Source organism: Citrobacter sp. RHBSTW-00599 (assembly GCF_013784065.1).
In the GTDB taxonomy this organism is placed as follows: Bacteria; Pseudomonadota; Gammaproteobacteria; order Enterobacterales; family Enterobacteriaceae; genus Citrobacter; species Citrobacter braakii.
Genome location: NZ_CP056717.1, coordinates 606,476 through 626,274 on the forward strand (window position 1 = coordinate 606,476; position 19,799 = coordinate 626,274).

Genomic DNA, 19,799 nt, shown 5'->3' on the forward strand with positions numbered 1-19,799 from the left:
TGCCAATCATAAAAAGTGTATACTCACGCACCCTTTTCAGGGATACGCCGAAATTTTACCATTCAGGAGGGCCGATGAGCCACATAGACAACGGTTTCCGTTCGCTGTCACTTAAACGTTTCCCGGAAACGGATGACGTTAACCCGCTGCTGGCGTGGGAAGCGGCAGATGAATATCTGCTGCAACAGCTGGACGATACCGAGATTAGCGGCCCGGTGCTAATCCTGAATGATACCTTTGGCGCGCTGGGCTGTGCGCTGGCGCAACATTCGCCGTACAGCATCGGCGATTCTTATCTCAGCGAGCTTGCCACACGCGAGAACCTGCGTCACAACGATATTGCCGAGTCGAGCGTCAAGTTCCTCGACAGTACGGCTGACTACCCGCAGGCGCCGGGCGTGGTGCTGATTAAGCTGCCAAAAACCATGGCGCTGCTGGAGCAGCAACTGCGCGCGCTGCGCGAAGTGGTAACGCCGCGAACGCGTATCATCGCCGGGGCAAAAGCGCGTGATGTGCATACCTCAACGCTGGAGCTGTTTGAAAAAGTATTGGGTCCAACCACCACGACGCTGGCCTGGAAAAAAGCCCGTTTAATCAACTGTACGTTCAGCAAACCTGAGCTGGCCGCTGCCTCGCAAACGCTAAGCTGGAAGCTGGAAGGTACCGAATGGACTATCCATAACCACGCCAACGTCTTCTCCCGTACCGGACTGGATATCGGCGCGCGCTTTTTTATCGAGAATCTGCCGGAAAACCTCGAAGGGGAGATTGTTGACCTCGGCTGTGGTAACGGCGTCATCGGTATGACGCTGCTGGCGAAGAACCCGGAAGCCAGCGTGGTATTTGTTGATGAATCGCCGATGGCGGTGGCTTCAAGCCGCTTGAACGTGGAAAGTAACATGCCTGAAGCGCTGGATCGCTGTGAGTTTATGATCAACAACGCGCTGTCGGGCGTCGAACCGTTCCGCTTTAACGCCGTGCTGTGCAACCCACCGTTCCACCAGAAGCACGCGCTGACGGATAACATTGCCTGGGAGATGTTCAACCACGCTCGCCGCTGCCTGAAAATCAACGGTGAGCTGTACATTGTGGCTAACCGTCACCTTGACTACTTCCACAAGCTGAAGAAGATTTTCGGCAACTGCGTGACCATCGCCACCAATAATAAATTCGTGGTGCTAAAAGCGGTCAAAACCGGTCGCCGCCGCTAATCGTGTGTGCCGGATGGCGGCGTGACCGCCTTATCCGGCCTACGAAATACATACTGTTAAATTTCCAGCGCCAGCGTCGTCCCTTGGGCAATAGCGCGCCGGGCATCCAGCTCCATCGCCACATCGCAGCCGCCGATCAGATGTACCGTTTTACCTGCCGCGTGGAGTGGATCAACCAGTTCACGGCGCGGCTCTTGTCCGGCGCAAATCACCACGTTATCCACGTTAAAGATCAACGGTTCACCGTTCAACACGACGTGTAACCCATCATCATCAATTTTCTGATAGCTAACTGCCGGGATCATTTTCACGCCGCGTGAGAGCAGGGTGGCGCGATGGATCCAGCCCGTCGTTTTCCCTAAACCTTGTCCCGGTTTGCTGGCTTTGCGCTGCAACATCACTATCTGGCGCGGGCTGCGGGATAAGTGCGGGCCTTCCAGGCGTAAGCCGCCAGGCTGTTGCAGGCTGGTGTCGATCCCCCATTCCACGCAGAATTCCGCAATGTTTTGGCTGGTGGGCTCACCGGGCTGGCTCAAATACATGGCGGTATCAAAACCGATCCCGCCGCAGCCAACAATCGCCACGCGTTTGCCCACCGGCATTTTATCGCGCAGGACGTCGAGATAGCTCAGCACTTTAGGATGTGCGATCCCCTCGATCGGTGGCATACGTGGCTCGATCCCGCTGGCGAGGATCACTTCATCGAAGGGGGACAGATCGCGTGCGCTGACAAAGTGATTCAGCTTCAGCGACACGCCAGTCACATCGATCATCCGGCGGTAGTAGCGCAGGGTTTCATAAAATTCTTCTTTGCCGGGGATCTGCTTAGCGATATTAAACTGCCCGCCAATCTCGCTATGCGCGTCAAACAATGTCACGTGATGACCGCGTGCGGCGGCATTAATGGCGAAGGCGAGGCCTGCAGGACCTGCTCCGACAACCGCCAGATTTTTCGGCACAGTGGCGGCAACGATCGGCATTTTGGTCTCATGGCAGGCGCGCGGATTCACCAGGCAAGAGGTGACTTTGCCGACGAAGATCTGATCCAGGCAGGCCTGGTTACAGCCGATACAGGTATTGATCTCATCCGCTCGCCCGGTTTGCGCTTTTGACAGCAGTTCGGCATCGGCGAGGAACGGACGGGCCATCGACACCATATCGGCATCGCCACGGGCCAGAATGTCATCGGCGACTTGAGGATCGTTAATGCGGTTGGTGGTGACCAGTGGGATCGTCACATGCCCTTTCAGCTTACGAGTCACCCAACTAAACGCGCCGCGCGGCACCGGGGTGGCGATAGTGGGAATACGCGCCTCATGCCAGCCAATACCGGTGTTAATAATGGTCGCCCCTGCGGCTTCTATCGCTTGCGCCAGCTGGACGGTTTCGTCGAAGGTTCCGCCATTTTCCACCAGATCGAGCATCGACAGGCGGAAGATAATAATAAAGTCATTTCCGGCACGCTGGCGTACCGCGCGCACCACTTCCACGGCAAAACGCATGCGGTTGGCATACTCGCCGCCCCATTCGTCATTGCGCTGATTGGTGCGCAGAGTCAGGAATTCGTTGATGAGATAGCCTTCCGAGCCCATCACTTCGACGCCATCATAGCCCGCTTCCCGCGCCAGTTGAGCGCAGTGGGCGAAATCTTCAATCAACTGCAGCACCTCATCGTGCGTCAGCTCATGCGGCGTAAAGCGGTTGATTGGCGCCTGAATGGCAGAAGGTGCCACCAGATGCGGCTGGTAGCTGTAACGCCCGGTATGCAGGATTTGCAGGGCGATTTTGCCGCCTTCGTCATGCACGGCGTCGGTAATGACGCGATGATGTGCAAGCTGGCTGGTGTCGTTCAGCATCGCGCCGCCTTCCATCCCCACGCCGGAAAGCGCAGGCGCAATACCTCCGCTCACAATTAACGCTACGCCGTGACGGGCGCGTTCGGCGTAGAACGCGGCCAGCCGTTCTGCACCGTCGGGATACTCCTCCAGCCCGGTATGCATTGAACCCATCAGCACGCGGTTTTTAAGCGTGGTGAAGCCTAAATCGAGCGGGGCGAACAGCGACGGATAGCTCATAAAGGTGTCCAGTATGTAAAATTATTGTTATGTGGTCGGATGAGTTAATAATTTAGCCGTCGCCGCGTAAAAGGGAAAAGGGGAATGCCGTGATTGTGATGGGATTCAAAAAATGCCCCTGCGGACGCAAGGGCAAGTGGGTCAGAACGCCAGTCGTTTACCCAGACCGTCAAAGAGATGCAGGTGCGACTCTTGTACGGTGAGCGTAAGTGGTGTATCCGGCATGAAGCTAAGCTGTTGAAAAGACTTCAGGCACACGGGGTGGCCGGCTAAATCCAACCACACCAGCGTGGAGTCGCCCTGTAATTCACACAGCCGGGTACGACCTTGCAATGTGAAATCCCCGGTCTGCTGGTACTGCATATGCTCCGGGCGGATGGCGACAAACAGCTTGTCCCCGTCGCTAACGCCTGCTGGCTGACGGGTGAGGCGGAAGACAAGGTTATCGGCGATATGCAGCGCGCCTTCGCGCCATACCGCTGGCAGAACATTGATTTTCGGCGTGCCGATAAACTCAGCGACAAACAGGTTTGCCGGGGTGTTATACAGCTCCAGCGGCGTGCCCACCTGCTCAATTTTTCCCTTGTAAAGCACCACGATGCGATCGGCCAGCGTCATCGCCTCCACCTGATCGTGCGTTACATAGATCATGGTGTTTTTCAGGGTGTTATGCAGTTGCTGGATCTCCTGGCGCATCCCGACCCGCAACGCGGCATCCAGGTTAGACAGCGGTTCATCAAACAGAAACAGTTCCGGTTGCTGGACAATAGAACGCCCGATCGCCACACGTTGGCGCTGCCCGCCGGACAGATTCTGCGGCAGCCTGTCCAGCATCTCTTCCAGCTTCAGCATGCTGGCGGCGTGAGCGACCCGCTTATCAATCTCGGCGGCGGGCGTATTGATATTACGTAAACCGAATGACAGATTTTCCCTGACGGTCATATGCGGGTAGAGGGCGTAGGACTGAAACACCATCGACAGGTTGCGTTTGCCCGCCGCAAGCCTGGTGACCTCTTTTCCCCCCATCACCAGTTTACCGCCGTCGGGGATTTCCAGTCCGGCGATGATCCGCAGCAGCGTGGATTTCCCGCATCCGGAAGGGCCAACCAGCACAATGAACTCCCCGGAGGCGATCTCCAGCGACAGATTTTCAATGATGGTGTTCTTGCCCCAGGCTTTATGAATATTGCTCAGGCTTAGCGCGGTCATAACCTCTCCTTGTCAGAATCCCAGGCTGCAATCAGCGTTAAAAGTTCATCGGTTTTGCGCGCCAGCAGTGCCGTATCCGCGCGGGTTTCCACGTTCAGGCGCAGCAGCGGCTCGGTGTTGGAGGCGCGTAAGTTGAAGCGCCAGTCAACGAAGTCGATGCTCAACCCATCGCAATCGTCACGCAGGCCGCCGGCTTGCAGATAGTGAGCGGCGATGGATTGCATGACCGATTGCGGATCGGCCACCGTCAGATTGATTTCGCCGGAAACCGGAAAGCGTACCTGGGCGTGTTCGATATACGCCGACAGCGGACGGCTGTCGCTGCCGATAATTTGCAGCAGCAATACCAGTGGGATCATTCCGCTGTCGCAATAGCCAAAATCGCGGAAGTAGTGGTGGCCGCTCATTTCTCCGCCGTAGACCGCGTCCTCTTCGCGCATTCGCGCTTTGATAAAGGCATGCCCGGTTTTGCTGATGACCGGGATTCCGCCGCAGCGAGTTACAACGTCCAGCGTATTCCACGTCAGGCGCGGGTCGAGAATGATGTGACTGCCTGCGGAGCGTTGCAGGAAGTGCTCGGCGAACAGGCCAACCAGGTAGTAGCTCTCAATAAAGCGGCCACACTCATCAAAGAAGAAGCAGCGATCGAAATCGCCATCCCAGGCGATGCCGAAATCAGCCTGATTCTCGATAACCGCCTGCTGGGTGATGAGGCGGTTTTCCGTCAGCATCGGATTGGGCACGCCTGCGGGGAAATGACCGTCCGGCTGATGGTGCAGTCGAATAAACTCAATCTGAACGCCCGCACGGGCTAGTCCGTCGGCGATCGCGTCAAGCGCAGGCCCGACGGTGCCATGTCCGGCGTTGGTCACAATACGTAGCGGGCGAGTCGGCGGATGCTGAAGGAAGCGCAGCAGGCAGGCAATCCAGGCGGGGCGATTATCATAAGGGATGAGGCTGCCACGATGGACAATCGGAGCAAAGTCGTTGCGCTCCGCCAGCGCTTTTATCTCCAGCAGGCCGTTGTCGTTACTGATCGGACGCGCCTCTTCGCGCACCAGTTTCATACCATTGTACTGCGCCGGGTTATGGCTGGCGGTAATCTGAATGCCGCCGTCGGCACGCAGTTCCCGGGTGGCGAAATAGATCTCTTCGGTGCCTGACAGACCAAGGTCGATAACATCCACGCCGCTGGAAATCAGCCCGTCGGTCACGGCGGATTTTAACGATTCCGAGCTAAGGCGAATGTCGGCGCCGATCACTACCCGGCGCGGATGGCGCCAGGCGGCGTAAGCGCGACCGATGCGAAAGGCGATATCCGGCGTCAGGTTGACGCCAACCTCACCGCGAATGTCGTAGGCTTTAAAACAGGTTAGTTCATCCATAATCTACTCTTCTGTAATTAATGAGTCAGGCTGACTCCCGAATGATGAGCTGGTAAGGCAATTCATAGTGGGTCACCGGTCCTCTGGTGAGCAGCAATTTGACGGCCATTTCCCCTTTCTTTTCCGCGTCTTGCGCGATGGTGGTCAGGCGTATTCCCGCCACCTCAACGGCGAGATTATCGAAACCGGTAACGGCAACCCGCTGCGGAACCGCCAGCTGCTGCCGTTGGCAGTAGTGGATCGCGCCGACGGCGAAGCGATCGGAAAGGCAGATAAGCGCAGTGATCTCCGAATGGGTTTCCAGTAACGCTTTGGCCGCCTGTTCGCCGTGTTCTTCATCGTGTCGGGTTTGATACAGCCAGCACGTATCAAGGGCGAAGCCGCGCTGCTGGAAAACCTCCCGGCAGGCATTCACGCGGGAGAGCATCAGCAGGTTGTCGCCGGTGACGGGGGCGGTCAGATCGCACATTCCCTGCGCGGAGGGCTGTGACGGAAAGGCGATGATGCCGAAATGTCGATGACCTTTATCGGCCAGATAGCGGGCAATATCGCGCATGGCGCAGGCGTTATCGATGGAGACGCTGCTGTGGTCGGGAAACTGAAAATCGAGCGTGACCACCGGACGCCCATGAGCCAGCGCGTGCTGGATCATGGCCGCATTGTTATGCGTGGCGTTGAGAATATAGCCATCAACCAGGGTGTTGAGCGGCGTCTGTTGCCGCTTACGCAAAGGGATCAAGACCAGATTGACGTTTTGTTCTTCACACTGGACGGCGATCCCCCGCATCAGCGCAATGTCGTGGGGATCGATAAACACGTAACTCATAGAGTCGTTGAATATCACGCCGATGGTGTCAGATTTACCGGTACGCAGCGCGCGCGCCAGCTTGTCCGGTCCCTGAAAGCCAAGCTCGCTGGCATATTGCAAAATTCGCTGGCGCAGCTCCGGAGATAATTTTTCCGGATTATTCCATGCGTTCGACACCGTGGTATGGGAAATACCCATAATCTTGGCCAATGATTTTATCGTAATACGTTTCTTATCTTTATTATCATTAACGTTTATTTTCATTTTTAATATATTTGTTGGGTTTATATATTGGCGTGAATTATTTATTTCTATCGTCCATTGCGTTGAACGTTGATGCAAAGTTTAACGTTAAACAAAAATCGTTTTGTGATTTGTTTAACGTTAAACATAAAAAGGGGGTGTTAATTTACGCTCCATTCAATAGCAGGGTAGCGGTAAATCAATACTTATTGAAAGTAAATGGAGAATTATCGTGAGAATTGTAATATTAGCTAAATTAACAGCCTGTGTACTATTCGCATTTTGTATTTCTGGTTGCGGTCCGGATGATAAAAAATCCGCAGAGACAGCAAAAACGCCAATTAAAATGTGGGTGGCACCAAACGAAAATGAAGAAGCCTTCTGGAATACTATGGTTAAAGAATGGAATAAAGACCCGGCGCATACCCCGGTCGAATTTACGCCCATTCCTGCCGCCAGCAGTTCTGAAGAGGCAATAATGAACGCGCTGGCTTCCGGCACGGAACCCGATATTTCCAGTAATATCTTTATCGGTTTTGCCAGCCAGTTGGTGGAAATTGGTCAGCTTGAAGACCTGTCTAAAATGAGTGGTTTTAATGAACTCGTTAATAACCGACAGATGGGCAAAATTATTCCTGCCTGGCAATTAAACGGCGAGCAACACGTTCTGCCAATCTATATTAATCCTATCGTCTGGTGGTGGCGGGGCGATTTACTCAAGCAGTATGGTTTTGACCATGTTCCGACCCGTTATGATGAGCTTTATCAGCTGGCAGAGCGCCGGGCGGCGGATAATAACGGCTATGTTATCCAGATGACCGCCGGGAAAAACTGGTGGGAACGCTGGTTCGATTTTATTCCGCTTTATTATGCGCAAAACGGCGGTAAACCTTACCTCGCGGGTCATCAGGCGACGTTTGCCGATCCTGCCGGACAGGCGGTACTGACCTTTATGGGGAAAGTCTTTAACAGCAAGTGGAGCAGCTACGACTTCACCGCCGCCGACGATCCGTTAGCGACCGGACAGGTGCTGGCATCCGCGCGCGGTCCGTGGGATATCGCTCGCTATCACAAGCAGTATCCGGAGATCCTCAAAACGCTGCAAATTGGGCCGATGCTCACCGAGAAAGGCGACGCGCACCCGTATACGTTCGGCGACAGCAAAGGGGTGGTTATCTTCAGTTCCAGCAAGCGCAAAGCGCAGGCGTGGGCGTTTATTCAGTGGGTCTTTAACAACGCCGAGCACGACCGGAGCTGGCTGGAGCTGACCGGTATGCCGCCAGCACGCAGTGATTTAATGAGTAATCCGCTGTTTGTGAATTACTTTGAGAAAAACCCGCTGGAGAAGGCGATCGCATCTTACGTGGACGTCGCGCTGCCGCCAGCGGCCACTACGCAAACCACGGAGATTCAGCGCAGCATGACGCAGATGCTGGAGCAGGTCATTTTCAACCACGCCGATCCGGCAGCCACCCTCGATAAATCCGCGCAGGAAATTAACACGTTGCTGGCGAAATAAGGGGAAAAAATGGCTGGATATGAATCCCGCACCGGAGGCCTGTTGGCCTCCACGTGGATCGGTTATTCGTTGCTGTTCTGGTTTTATCCGCTGTGCTGGCTGGTCGTGCTTAGCGTGACGAACTGGCAATTTATTGGCACGCCGACGTTTAGCGGATTACAGAATATCATTGGCGTGTTTCATGACGCGTTATTCTGGCAGTCGATGTGGAACGTGTGCCGTTTTTTAATGTGGTATATCCCGATTGTCTTTCTTGCCTCGCTGCTGTTTGCCGCGGGATTACGAAAAATTAAGTACGGGAAAAGTTTTATTGCCCTGAGCTTTTTACTGGCGAATATCTCTTCGGGGGTGGCCTATTCCATCGTCTTTGCAAAACTGTTCAGCGAATACGGGCCGGTCAATCAATTTTTACAGGCCAGTTTCGGCATCTCTGTGCCCTGGTTTACCAACCCTGACTGCGCCATGTTATCCATTGCGTTAATTGTTACCTGGAAATTCGTCGGTTATTACGGGCTGATTCTCTATTCCGGGATGGTGGCGATCCCCGCGGATATTTACAGCGCGGCGCAGTTGGATAAAACCGGGAAGTTTAAGCAAAGTTGGGCGATTACCCTGCCGATGATGAACGCGCAAATCGTGATGGTGATGGTGCTGGCGATTACCGTGGCGTTCAGCATCTTTACCGAGCCGTATCTTATCACCGGCGGCGGGCCGCTCAACAGCACCACCAGTCCGATGGTGGTGATGTATGAAGTGGCGTTCCAGAAAATGAAGCCAACCTGGGCGGCGACCATGTCGATTATCGTTGCGGCATGCAGTTTCCTCGCCATCTGGGTCTTCCGCAAAGTATTCGAAAAACATATCGAGATTGTGTGAATGAAGAAACTGACTCCTTTAACGCTGCTCATTCACGCCGTGATGTTTTTGCTGGCGCTCACCTGGCTTTATCCTTTTATCTGGATGGTGATCTCCTCGTTGAAACCGACGGCGCAAATCTACACGACCGGGCTGTTTTCCGGTCATCTGACGCTGGATAATTACGCTTTTCTGTTCGATAACAGCAACCGGGCGGACAAACCTTTTTTGCGCACCCTGGTTAACTCGCTGTTCGTGTCGCTCACCATTACCGTCTGCGTCACGCTGACCTCAATGCTGGTGGGATATGCCGTCGCGAAAACCGAGTTTCGCGGCAAAAATGCGTTTCGCAACCTGTTGATTGTGCAGATGGTTTTCCCGGTCTTTATGTTCATCATTCCACAGTTTGTCCTGATGCGTGAACTGGGGCTGATCAACAGCTACGGGGCGATGATCCTGCCGTATGCGATGAGCGCCTGGGGCATTTTTATGGTTTCGCAGAGCTTTAAAGGCACGCCGAATGATTACCTGTATGCCGCAAGGCTCGATCACGCCAGCCTGTGGGGGATCTTGCGGCATGTGATGATGCCGCTGAATAAATCCATTCTGGCGATTGTCGCACTGTTCACCTTTTCCAGCTCATGGGACAACTTCCTCTGGCCGCTGATCGTGATGCGCGAAGTGGACAAAATGCCGTTTTCGGTGCTGCTCGCCACCTTCAGCAAATCCTACGGCATCTACCTGGGACCGGTGCTGGCGGGGTCGGTGGTGCAGATGCTGCCAATCGTTGTCCTGTTTATTCTGTTCAGAAAATACTTCCTCGAAGGCATGTCGTTATCACTGAAATAAGGAACGTGACGGTGAAAAAGCAACCGTGGTGGCAGGCGTGTACCTGTTATCAAATTTATCTGCCTTCGTTTTGCGACGGCAATAACGACGGGCTGGGCGATTTTCCGGGCCTGATTTCCCGGCTGGATTATTTGCAGGCGCTGGGCATCGGCGCGGTGTGGATCACGCCGTTTTATCCCTCTCCGCTGGTGGATAACGGCTACGATATCAGCGATTACTGCGCCGTTGACGCCCGTTTCGGCACTCTCGACGATTTTCGCCGGGTGGTTGACGGCTGCCACGCCAGAGGCATTCGGGTGATTATCGATCTGGTGGTCAATCACGTCTCCTCAGAACATCCCTGGTTTTGCGATGCGTGGAATAATCCGGACAGCCGCTATCGTGATTATTTCCTTTTTCGCCGCCAGCCGAATAACTGGCGTTCTTTCTTTTCCGGCAGCGCGTGGACCGCGGAGCCTGACACCGGCGAATTTTATTACCATAAATTCGCGCCCGGCCAGGTGGATCTCAACTGGGCCAACCCCGCGGTGGAACAGGAAATTTACCGGGTGGTGGATTTCTGGGTTACGCAGGGGGTGGACGGTTTTCGCTTTGACGTCATCAACTTTCTTACTACCGACGGCATTGGGCCTGATAACCCGGAAGAGAACGGCGAGCAGCGCCATGAATTTGACATCAATCAGCCGCGACTCCCGGAGACGCTGCAACGACTGTGTGCCCATGTTCGGGCGCAGGGGGACTATTTCCTGATTGGCGAAATCGGCAGCGAAGACCCTGACGTGCTCAGCCGCTATCAAAGCCCTCAGCTGATGGACGTGGTGTTTAATTTTAATATCGGCAGCCAGAAAACCTTTGATGTTTCCCGTCTTTTCAGCCAGTTAAAAACCACGCTGGCTGCGCAGTCGGGTTTACCGACGCTGTTTTTCTCCAGCCATGATATGTCGCGGATGATCAGCCGCTTTGGCGAAAACGAGCGCGATACCGGGCGGGCGCTGGCGGTGCTGGCGCTTCAGCTAACGGTGAGCGGCGTGCCGTTTATCTTCCAGGGAGAAGAGCTGGGGGTGACCGACTACCGTCCGCAAACGGCAGAGCAGCTTTTTGATATTCAGGGAAAAACCCATTACCGCACCGCCCTTGCCGCAGGCAGCAGCCCACAGCAGGCGCTGGCGCTGGCTATTGAACATTCGCGGGATGGTTCGCGCGCGCCGCTGCCCTGGCGCGACGCCCCCTTTGGCGGATTTTCCTCCGTCGCGCCGTGGATGCCCGTCGGCGGCGATATCGCCCTGATTAACGCGGAGCGCCAGCAGCAGGATGAGACATCGTTCTGGCATCAGTACCGACGGCTGATCGCCCTGCGCCGCCGCGTTGCGGCGCTGCATCAGGGACAGCAGGACTCGCTTGACCTCACTGACGAATGCGTCTGGTTTACCCGTTCGACGGCGGCGGAGCAGGTCTGGGTCGCCATCAACTTTGGTGCGCCCGTTCGCAATCCGTGGCAGGAGATTGAGGCTGAAGTGCTGTACGGAGAGGACGCGCAATGGATTGGCAAGAATCAATGTTTGATCAAAAGGAGAGTACATGGACAGGCACAGTAAAAACCCGTTGATTACCCCGGCGGACGTGACGCCTTCACTGCCCGGAAGGAAGGTCGATTGTGTTTTCAATGCTGGCGTAACGGAGTGTGACGGGGAGATCGTTTTGCTGCTGCGAGTGGCGGAAAGCGTGATCAATTCCGACCCGCAGCAGCGTGTCGTACCGCTGTTGGAAAAAACCGATGCGGGCTGGGTACAGGCCACCGCGAGTTTCGATCGTCGCGATGAACGCTATGATTTCAGCGATCCGCGGGTGATCGTGCTGAAAAGCGATCCGGCGCGGGTGTGGCTGACCTCTATGTCGCATCTGCGTCTGGCGCGCAGTCGCGACGGGGTGAACTTCCGGATTGACAGCCAGCCGTTTATCATCGCCGATACGCAATATGAAGAGTTCGGCTGCGAAGATGCGCGGATCACCCGCATCGATGATACCGCGTACATCAACTACTCGGCGGTGTCGTCGCTGGGGATCTCTACCGCGTTAGCGGTGACCAAAGATTTTGTCACGGTGGAGAAAAAAGGGTTGATCCTCTGCCCGGACAACCGCGACGTCTGCTTTTTCCCGGAAAAGATCGCCGGTAAATATCACGCCCTGACCCGTCCGGCCCCGTGCCACTTCGGTCATCCGGAAATCTGGATCTGCGAGTCGCCGGATATGTTGCACTGGGGCAACCATCGCCACCTGCTGGGACGGTCCGGCGATGCCTGGGACTGCCGTAAATCAGGCGGCGGCGCGCCGGTATTAAAAACCGATCGCGGCTGGCTGGAGATCTACCACGGTGTGGATGCCGATCAGCGCTACTGCCTTGGCGCGCTGCTGCTGGATCTCAACGAGCCGACCCGCATTCTGGCGAAATCACCGGTACCGTTGCTGGAGCCAGATGCGCCCTACGAGCGCGAAGGCTTCTTCGGCAACGTGGTGTTCACCTGTGGGGCGCTGATCCGCGATGAGACGCTGCACGTCTGGTACGGCGCCGCCGATGAGTGTGTGGCGCTGGCGACAATGCCGCTGGACAAACTGTGGCGGCATCTGGGGGTTGAATAAATGCCGCAGAGCGTCCTGGGTTGCTAAACCTCCTTCTGGCAAGGGGTATCGATTCACACGTTGCGGCCGCTGGTGGACGAATCTTTTCTGCAAATAATGAAAATACGCAACAGACTTGCAGGGCAATAAATGCCCTGCAAGTCTGTATATTTAATTTCACATTGTATTTCAGGTGAGCAAGAAAACAGACAGCTCTAATCGTTATTGATATTTTAATTAATATCTGACGCGGGAGCCGCCTCAATAGCTTTTTCTTCTTTGGTTAGCCCTTTGATGTATTTACTGTATTTCCACCAGGCAAAACCGAGGAAAATAACAATCCCCCCGACGTTATAGAAAATAATGGTCATGATGTTACCACCGGTCGGGAAGGTCGAGGCAATAAACCCGATGGTGAAAAGGACAATCAGCATCGATACCACAATAATGCCGGTTTTTTGCGAACCCATACGGAAGTCGCGCGGTAAGTGGTCCAGTTTTGCGCGCAGATTCAGGTAAGCCAGCATAATAAACAGCGGCGGCAGCATCGATGCGGCGGCTGTCATGTTGATGATGGTGTTCATTAAATCCTGCACGGTATTGGAGCCGAGCGTTGGGATAATCATCAGCGGGATAACAATCAGGAACTGAATCCAGGCTGCGCGGGCCGGAACGCCGTTTTCATTCAGTTCGACGGTTTTTTTACCGAAAATACCCGCCGGAATTTCAGAGAAGAAAATTTTCACCGGCGTTGCGGTCCACATCAGCAGAGAGCCGAACATCGCGGTAAAGGAGACCAGGCCGACAAAGCGGTTAACGATCAGTTCCGGCAGGCCAAAGTATGCCGCCAGGCCGTGGAATACCTGTACCGAACCACCGGTAAATTTCAGCTCTTTGCTGCTCACGAAGACGTTGATCAGTACCGAGGAGATGGAATAGAGCACGCCAATAAAAATCCCGGCAATGATAATAACCTTCACGAACGATTTGGACCCGCCCTTGACGTCGTTGACGTACACTGCCACCGACTCCGCACCGCCTGCCGCCATAAAGATCCAGGTGGTGATACCGAGGAAGGCCCAGTTAAAATTCGGGATCATTGCGTCTACGGTGATAGGGTCAGCAGGCTGTACGCCGCCAACCAGCGCAGTACCCGCCAGCAGGATGTAGGACAGGGTCAGCAGCAGCATCAATGTGGAGGTGACCGAAGTAATTGGTCCTAACATTTTTGCGCCGTTGGTCGAAACCCAGGTGGAGAAGGCAAACAGCACCATACTTAATACAGTGGTTGCGAACGGCGTCAGAATGTATTCGTAGCCTAAAAAAGCATATGAGGCGTAGGCGATAACACGGGGTAACAGCGAGGTAAAAAAGAACAGGTTAACGAACCAATAGGTGTAGGCGGTAATAAATGCCCAACGTCCGCCCAGCGAACTTTTCACCCATGCATAGACACCGGCTTCGGAGTTTTTATTCAGCGAAACAAATTCAGCGATGATTAAGCAGAACGGAATAAAGTAGAAGATCGTCGCGAGGAAAAACATCGGTGCGGATGCCAGACCAAGCTCAATATTATTGTTGATAACGTTATTAAAACTATAAACCGCGGCAAAGGTGAGTGAAAGTAAGCCGAACTTGCCGATGGTATTACGTTTGGTATCAGACATAGCACATCTCCGATTCCTGATTATTATAGGGTACTGGCGGCGCAACGTCGGCGCCGCCTGTGTTTTTATTTATTATGAAAATAACCATCTTCGATGGTGACTTTGAGTACGACTTTTTTCACTGCGTTATTACAAATAAAACGATAGGCTTCATGGTTGTCACAAATAACCATTTGTCCTTCGCGCACTTCTACGGTTTTTCCACAGCCTTTCAGATATTCGCGATCGGTTTCATCGCGATAATATTCAACCACCTGGAGATCCTCTTTGGCGGCATACTCTATTTTTTGCTGTCCTTGCAGGTAGTAATGGATCTCAAAATAACGACGATGACCGGTAAACAGCGCATCGGTTGCGGAGTCTGTCTCCACGCGATAGCTCAGGGAATCACCGATAGAGTGGGCGACGCCTGGTTGAATATTATCAATATTTTCAATCGCTTCGACGCAGCGCTGCCACTTCTTCCCGGATGCGTAAATTTGTTGGAACTGCGCTAAGTTGTCGATGATCCTCATTTTGTATTCTCACTGTGCAAATTCGTGGAAAAGAACCCGGTACCAAAGACGCGGCTGGCGGCGGTTTGAGCGCTAGATTCGCTACCGGAAACCGGCAACAACGTGAAGCCGTAGCTGAACGAACGGAACCAGACGCGCCAGGAATCAAGCACCTCGCTTCCCCAGGAGTTGGAGCCTAAGCCCAGCACCTGGTGGTCCAGATTCAGGGTGATGTCATCGCTGCGCTGCAGCGCATTACAGTGCTGTGCGGTAAAGATATTTTCTGGCGTATAGCGCCAGGCGCTCAGGTTGACAGGGTGCTGCGGAACCACCAGCAGACCGTTGCCGTGGCGGTTGGTTAGCGTTGCCCAGCGCACGTCCTGACGATTGCCGTTGTTTTGCGGGAACGGATAGTTTTCGAACATCTCATCCACGCTGCTGCGCCAGATATCGATGATGTTGGCCTGCTGGCTATCGGCATAGTTTTCACCGGGACCACGTCCGTAATACGCCACTTGCCCCAAATCGCCGTTGATGCCCATCGTGAAGCCGATGCACGGAATAATGTCCCGGTACTCGCCGTAAGGCTGGCCGGAAAGCTCCACGTTCAACTGACCGTCTGCGGCAATCCGCCAGCGGTAGGTACAGCGCATACCGAAATCAAATACCGGCGGGGCGATAATCGTCTGGCTGGTTATCAACAGCGCGTCATCGGTTTGCTCAATGGCAAAATCGCGCAGATGCTCCTGCATAATCTGTAAATGATTTGGTTGCCAAAGGCCTTCGAACTCTTGTTTGTGGTTATCAATGGTTGGTTTGAAGAAATTAATCTTCGGCTCGCGGGTAATCAGCTCCTCACCGTTAACGGTCCAGCTAATGGGCTTACCGTTCAGTTTTGAGAAGGTCAGAAGGAAGTTATAACCGCGTATGGTGCAGCTCTGGCGGCTGTCTTCCAGCGTCAGAGGGGTAGCGTTTTGCTGGCTAAACGGTACGGCAGCCGCCGTTCTGGCCTTCAGCGGGAACTGATAAGTCGCGATGTGGTGCCCGGCTTCGCTGTATGCCGTACGGGAATCTTTCGTCACGATGACGTTGAGGAACGCTTCGCGCGCATCCAGCTCCGGCAGTGTGCATTGCACCAGGGTATCGCTGTCAGGAGGGACGTCGCGCAGTTTTATCTGCTGAGCAGAAAGCGTATCTCCCTCGGCGCGAACCTCAATATGCAAGGTGTAGTCGTCAAGCGTGGTAAACCACAGTTTGTTTTCTACCCGTAGCTCGCCGCGAGCCAGATCCTGTGCGCGTACTTTTACTGGCGCAATCACCTGCTTGTATTCCTGCAGACCCGGCCCCGGGGTTTGATCGGAATAAATCAGGCCATCAAGGCAGAAGTTATAATTGTTCGGATAGTCGCCGTAGTCGCCGCCATATTTGTACCAGACGTTGCCGTCGTCATCTTTGGCCTGAATCCCGTGATCGCACCACTCCCAGACATAGTGTCCCTGAATGCAGTCATGCTGATAAAAGACGTTCTGATATTCCGTCAGCCCGCCGGGACCGTTGCCCATGGCGTGAGCATATTCGCAGATGATGCGCGGCTTAGGATGTGGATATTCGCCAAACTCATTCATCAGCGGCACACGGGTGTACATGGTGGAGATGATATCCACCACTTCGGCGTCACGATCTTCTTCGTAATGGATCAGACGCGTGTCATCCAGCGCTTTCGCGGCGTGATACATGGCGCGGATGTTACAGCCGTATCCGGATTCGTTGCCGAGCGACCAGATGACGATCGACGGGTGGTTTTTTTGTGCATGGATGTGGCGCACGATGCGCTCAACGTAGACGTTTTCCCACAGCGGATCGTCCGTTATCCGGCTGATATCGCCGATATTGGCGAAGCCGTGAGATTCAACGTCGGTTTCGGCCATCACGAACAGACCGTAGATATCGCACAATTCATAGAAGCGCGGATCGTTCGGGTAATGGGCGGTACGCACGGAATTGATGTTGTGCTGCTTCATTAACAGCAGATCTTTTTCAACGCGATCCATGCCAACCGCACGGCCTTTTAGATGATCGTTGTCGTGGCGGTTAACGCCATGCAGCATCACGTAGCGGTTATTGATGTAAAACAGACCGTCGCGAACTTTGATATCGCGGAATCCGACCCGCTGTGGCACGACCTCAAGGAGATTGCCGTTGGCATCTTTCAGCGTCATCACCAGATGATAAAGATACGGCGATTCCGCTGACCACTGCTGCGGCGCGCTAACCTTGAAATTAAAAGCGGTGAGGGTGTGTTGATCCACTGCCAGATTGTTAATCACGCCGCTATGCAGCGCCTGCTCACCGTCAAACAAGGTGTATTCGAGCGACGCCATCGCTGGCGTGGCAGCCAGGTTTTCCAGCGCAATGTCGCAGGTGAGGGTAGCGTCGCGATAGTCATCATCGAACTCGGTGCGAACGGTAAAATCCTGAATATGGGTCGCCTGTTTGCCTACCAGATAGACGTCGCGGAAAATTCCCGCCGACCACCACATGTCCTGGTCTTCAACGTAAGTGGAATCAGCCCATTGCATTACGCGAACGCACAGCAGGTTGTCACCGGTCTTCACCACCGCGCTGATATCAAATTCAGCCGTCAGGCGGCTGCCTTTGCTGAAACCGACGTACTGACCATTCACGTAAACTTCGAAGTAGGTTTCTACGCCATCAAATTTAATCAGCGTTTGTTTGCCCAGCCAGCCTTCGCTGAGGGAGAAAATGCGCTGGTAGGCTCCGGTGGGGTTATTGGTCGGAACGTAGGGGACATCAATCGGGAAAGGAAAACCTTCGTCGGTATACTGCAGTTTGCCATGTCCTTCCATCTGCCACATGCCTGGGACGGTGATGCTGCCCCAGTCATTCATAAACTGCGACGTAAAGGTTTCCGGCACCTGCAGCGGATGCTCAAAGAACTGAAAATTCCACTGACCGCTTAGCAACTGAAAGAGGCTGCTGGTTTCGCGGGCAAACGAGCGAGCCTGCGCAACGGAGTCATAAGAGAAAAAATATGCGCGTGGCGCCAGTCGATTTTCGTGGGTGAGCTGAATGTTTTCCCAGCGATTCATAAGGCCTCCCGGTGGAGAAAAATCGGAACCATTCATTGTAATGGTGAGTAAGTGTAATTGATGGTGATTTTAGTAAAAGTTTTACTAAAATATAGTGAGTGAGGTGATTTACTTTAACTGGATCACGAAAATAATGGGGCGCAGAAAATAATGCATGACAATGCGCGCCCGGCATCAGAAGAAACCGGGCGTGTTTACTGGGGATTTTAGCGGGTGGTGCCGCGCAGTTTCAGCTTGCTGGGAACAAAAACCAGCAGAGGAAGCGCACGCCCATCGCGGGCTTTCTCAAACAGCAGGTTGACGCCCTGACTGCCCATCATTTCTGAATGGATGCGAACGGTGGAAAGCGGAGGAAAGGTGAAGCGCGCTGTCGGGATATCATTAACGCTAATCAGCGAAATGTCCTGCGGAATGTTCAGGCCACGCTCGTGAATGGCGCGCAGAACGCCAATAGCAATCGAGTCTGAAGCCACAAACAGGGCACCGGGATAGTCGGCTTTCGCCAGCATTTTTTTGGCCAGTTCATACCCTGATGAACTGGAGAAACCGCCGCGATAGATGTCCTGTTCAGAAACGACCTGCTGCAGACGACCGTATTCGACAAACGCGGCTTCACGGATATCTGCCTTGCCGGGTTCGTCTTCACCGCCGATGAAGCCAATGCGAGTGACGCCCTGGGCGATGAAGTAGTCGATACTCTCTTTACTGATGCGGGCCAGATCGATATCGACGGCGTCATATTCGCTGCCGGGTTCATGGAAATCGATAAAGCAGATGTTGTCAGTAAGCGCTGCTGCTGCATTACGCAAAACCGGAGAAGGCTTGCCGACAATAAGAATGCCGGTAATGTTTTTGCTCTCCGGCAGCCCACTGTGCTCATAGCAGTTGGTCAGTTCGATCCCCAGCTTCTCACACTGGGTTTCTATTCCGTGACGGATCGCGAGATAGTAAGGATCGTTGATTTCCAAATCCTGCTGGTAGCTGTAGAGCGCCAGAATATGCTGGGGGCCGAGCGCGCTGGTCTGGTTTTTACGAGCACTGCTGGTTTTGTACTCCAGTTTTTCCGCGATCTCCAGAATGCGATGCTTGGTCTCTTCTTTTACATTCAGCGTGGGGTCATCGTTTAAAACCCGGGACACTGTCGCCAGGGACACGCCAGCTTCGATTGCGATGTCTTTAAGTGTTGCCATGTTTGCCTTTTCCCTGATTTACCTGCGCATTGTAAATGAAGTGCTTATCTATTCATCTGTTTTCAGTAAAAAAAGTACGTTTAATTGACATGCCTGGGGTAAGACTGGGCTTTTAGAGTGTGATGACTACGTCATTTTCCCGCTTTTGAGAACCATGCCAAGGAAATATTTTGCTAGTATTTAGTAAAATTTTACCAAAGGAGAACACAATGGATACCGTCGCATTTGCTGATTTTGCCCGAATGGAAATACGTGTTGGAAAAATCGCACAGGTAAAGCGCCATGACAATGCTGATAAGCTGTATATCGTGCAGGTGGATGTGGGAGAGCGTACGCTGCAAACCGTGACCAGCCTGGTGCCTTATTACAGCGAAGAGGAATTGATGGGGAAAACGGTGGTGGTGCTGTGTAATCTGCAAAAGGCCAAAATGCGCGGGGAAACGTCAGAATGCATGTTGCTCTGCGCTGAGACGGACGATGGCAGCGAAAGCGTGCTGCTGACGCCAGAACGCCTTATGCCTGCGGGTGTGCGGATTGTTTAAGTTGTGCTAATTGCCGGATGGCGGCT

15 protein-coding genes are annotated in these 19,799 nt (G+C 53.8%); 7 read left to right on the forward strand and 8 right to left on the reverse strand.

Annotated elements, in window-relative coordinates; all coding sequences use genetic code 11:
* The first annotated feature begins 74 nt into the window (after positions 1-74).
* A complete protein-coding gene (gene rlmG / locus HV243_RS02965; protein ID WP_053389277.1) occupies positions 75-1,211 on the forward strand; it encodes a 23S rRNA (guanine(1835)-N(2))-methyltransferase RlmG in 1,137 nt (378 codons plus the stop codon).
* Positions 1,212-1,267: 56 nt separating this feature from the next.
* Here rlmG and HV243_RS02970 read toward each other — a convergent pair whose 3' ends face one another.
* From HV243_RS02970 to HV243_RS02985, 4 genes are all read right to left on the reverse strand, one after another.
* Positions 1,268-3,286, reverse strand: a complete 2,019-nt coding sequence (locus HV243_RS02970; protein ID WP_053389278.1) for an NADPH-dependent 2,4-dienoyl-CoA reductase — start codon at positions 3,284-3,286, stop codon at positions 1,268-1,270.
* Between the two features lie 141 nt (positions 3,287-3,427).
* Positions 3,428-4,495 (reverse strand): sn-glycerol-3-phosphate ABC transporter ATP-binding protein UgpC, encoded by a 1,068-nt coding sequence (gene ugpC / locus HV243_RS02975; RefSeq protein ID WP_049040409.1) that lies wholly within the window; start codon positions 4,493-4,495, stop codon positions 3,428-3,430.
* The gene (locus HV243_RS02980) at positions 4,492-5,880 is read right to left on the reverse strand and encodes a phosphomannomutase/phosphoglucomutase (RefSeq protein WP_047414090.1); all 1,389 of its coding nucleotides are present in this window, start codon (positions 5,878-5,880) and stop codon (positions 4,492-4,494) included. The genes ugpC and HV243_RS02980 overlap by 4 nt, the downstream gene beginning before the upstream one ends.
* A gap of 25 nt (positions 5,881-5,905) precedes the next feature.
* Positions 5,906-6,952 carry a LacI family DNA-binding transcriptional regulator gene (locus HV243_RS02985; RefSeq protein ID WP_053389279.1) on the reverse strand — a complete coding sequence of 349 codons (1,047 nt, stop codon included), beginning with the start codon at positions 6,950-6,952 and terminating at the stop codon, positions 5,906-5,908.
* Positions 6,953-7,163: 211 nt separating this feature from the next.
* On the opposite strand from HV243_RS02985, the gene HV243_RS02990 reads away from it, so the two are divergent.
* From HV243_RS02990 to HV243_RS03010, 5 genes are read left to right on the forward strand one after another with little or no spacing between them, the layout of a single operon-like run.
* A complete protein-coding gene (locus HV243_RS02990) occupies positions 7,164-8,450 on the forward strand; it encodes an ABC transporter substrate-binding protein (RefSeq protein ID WP_047358956.1) in 1,287 nt (428 codons plus the stop codon).
* A gap of 9 nt (positions 8,451-8,459) precedes the next feature.
* Positions 8,460-9,326 (forward strand): sugar ABC transporter permease, encoded by an 867-nt coding sequence (locus HV243_RS02995; RefSeq protein WP_016154602.1) that lies wholly within the window; start codon positions 8,460-8,462, stop codon positions 9,324-9,326.
* Positions 9,327-10,154 carry a carbohydrate ABC transporter permease gene (locus HV243_RS03000; RefSeq protein ID WP_053389280.1) on the forward strand — a complete coding sequence of 276 codons (828 nt, stop codon included), beginning with the start codon at positions 9,327-9,329 and terminating at the stop codon, positions 10,152-10,154.
* A gap of 11 nt (positions 10,155-10,165) precedes the next feature.
* The gene (locus HV243_RS03005; RefSeq protein WP_053389281.1) at positions 10,166-11,749 is read left to right on the forward strand and encodes an alpha-glucosidase; all 1,584 of its coding nucleotides are present in this window, start codon (positions 10,166-10,168) and stop codon (positions 11,747-11,749) included.
* Complete coding sequence (locus HV243_RS03010) at positions 11,733-12,791, forward strand: glycoside hydrolase family 130 protein (RefSeq protein ID WP_019077748.1); 1,059 nt, start codon at positions 11,733-11,735, stop codon at positions 12,789-12,791. The genes HV243_RS03005 and HV243_RS03010 overlap by 17 nt, the downstream gene beginning before the upstream one ends.
* Before the next feature lie 212 nt (positions 12,792-13,003).
* Here HV243_RS03010 and HV243_RS03015 read toward each other — a convergent pair whose 3' ends face one another.
* The 4 genes from HV243_RS03015 to ebgR form a co-directional block, all read right to left on the reverse strand.
* The gene (locus HV243_RS03015) at positions 13,004-14,437 is read right to left on the reverse strand and encodes an amino acid permease (protein WP_016154598.1); all 1,434 of its coding nucleotides are present in this window, start codon (positions 14,435-14,437) and stop codon (positions 13,004-13,006) included.
* A 65-nt stretch (positions 14,438-14,502) separates the two neighbouring features.
* A complete protein-coding gene (locus HV243_RS03020) occupies positions 14,503-14,952 on the reverse strand; it encodes a beta-galactosidase subunit beta (protein WP_016154597.1) in 450 nt (149 codons plus the stop codon).
* Positions 14,949-18,041 carry a beta-galactosidase subunit alpha gene (gene ebgA / locus HV243_RS03025; RefSeq protein ID WP_053389282.1) on the reverse strand — a complete coding sequence of 1,031 codons (3,093 nt, stop codon included), beginning with the start codon at positions 18,039-18,041 and terminating at the stop codon, positions 14,949-14,951. Before ebgA ends, HV243_RS03020 begins: the two co-directional genes overlap by 4 nt.
* A 206-nt stretch (positions 18,042-18,247) precedes the next feature.
* Positions 18,248-19,231, reverse strand: coding sequence for a transcriptional regulator EbgR (ebgR, locus tag HV243_RS03030; RefSeq protein ID WP_053389283.1), 984 nt, complete (start codon positions 19,229-19,231; stop codon positions 18,248-18,250).
* Between the two features lie 209 nt (positions 19,232-19,440).
* On the opposite strand from ebgR, the gene HV243_RS03035 reads away from it, so the two are divergent.
* Positions 19,441-19,773: a tRNA-binding protein gene (locus tag HV243_RS03035; protein ID WP_016157522.1), complete on the forward strand. Its 333-nt coding sequence runs from the start codon at positions 19,441-19,443 to the stop codon at positions 19,771-19,773.
* Positions 19,774-19,799: the final 26 nt, after the last annotated feature.

Excerpts from the sequence above, each read along its gene's own strand:
- rlmG (WP_053389277.1), top strand. The coding sequence starts at position 75 with ATGAGCCACATAGACAACGGTTTCCGTTCGCTGTCACTTAAACGTTTC.
- HV243_RS02970 (WP_053389278.1), bottom strand. The coding sequence starts at position 3,286 with ATGAGCTATCCGTCGCTGTTCGCCCCGCTCGATTTAGGCTTCACCACG.
- ugpC (WP_049040409.1), bottom strand. The coding sequence starts at position 4,495 with ATGACCGCGCTAAGCCTGAGCAATATTCATAAAGCCTGGGGCAAGAAC.
- HV243_RS02980 (WP_047414090.1), bottom strand. The coding sequence starts at position 5,880 with ATGGATGAACTAACCTGTTTTAAAGCCTACGACATTCGCGGTGAGGTT.
- HV243_RS02985 (WP_053389279.1), bottom strand. The coding sequence starts at position 6,952 with ATGAAAATAAACGTTAATGATAATAAAGATAAGAAACGTATTACGATA.
- HV243_RS02995 (WP_016154602.1), top strand. The coding sequence starts at position 8,460 with ATGGCTGGATATGAATCCCGCACCGGAGGCCTGTTGGCCTCCACGTGG.
- HV243_RS03000 (WP_053389280.1), top strand. The coding sequence starts at position 9,327 with ATGAAGAAACTGACTCCTTTAACGCTGCTCATTCACGCCGTGATGTTT.
- HV243_RS03010 (WP_019077748.1), top strand. The coding sequence starts at position 11,733 with ATGGACAGGCACAGTAAAAACCCGTTGATTACCCCGGCGGACGTGACG.
- HV243_RS03015 (WP_016154598.1), bottom strand. The coding sequence starts at position 14,437 with ATGTCTGATACCAAACGTAATACCATCGGCAAGTTCGGCTTACTTTCA.
- HV243_RS03020 (WP_016154597.1), bottom strand. The coding sequence starts at position 14,952 with ATGAGGATCATCGACAACTTAGCGCAGTTCCAACAAATTTACGCATCC.
- ebgA (WP_053389282.1), bottom strand. The coding sequence starts at position 18,041 with ATGAATCGCTGGGAAAACATTCAGCTCACCCACGAAAATCGACTGGCG.
- ebgR (WP_053389283.1), bottom strand. The coding sequence starts at position 19,231 with ATGGCAACACTTAAAGACATCGCAATCGAAGCTGGCGTGTCCCTGGCG.
- HV243_RS03035 (WP_016157522.1), top strand. The coding sequence starts at position 19,441 with ATGGATACCGTCGCATTTGCTGATTTTGCCCGAATGGAAATACGTGTT.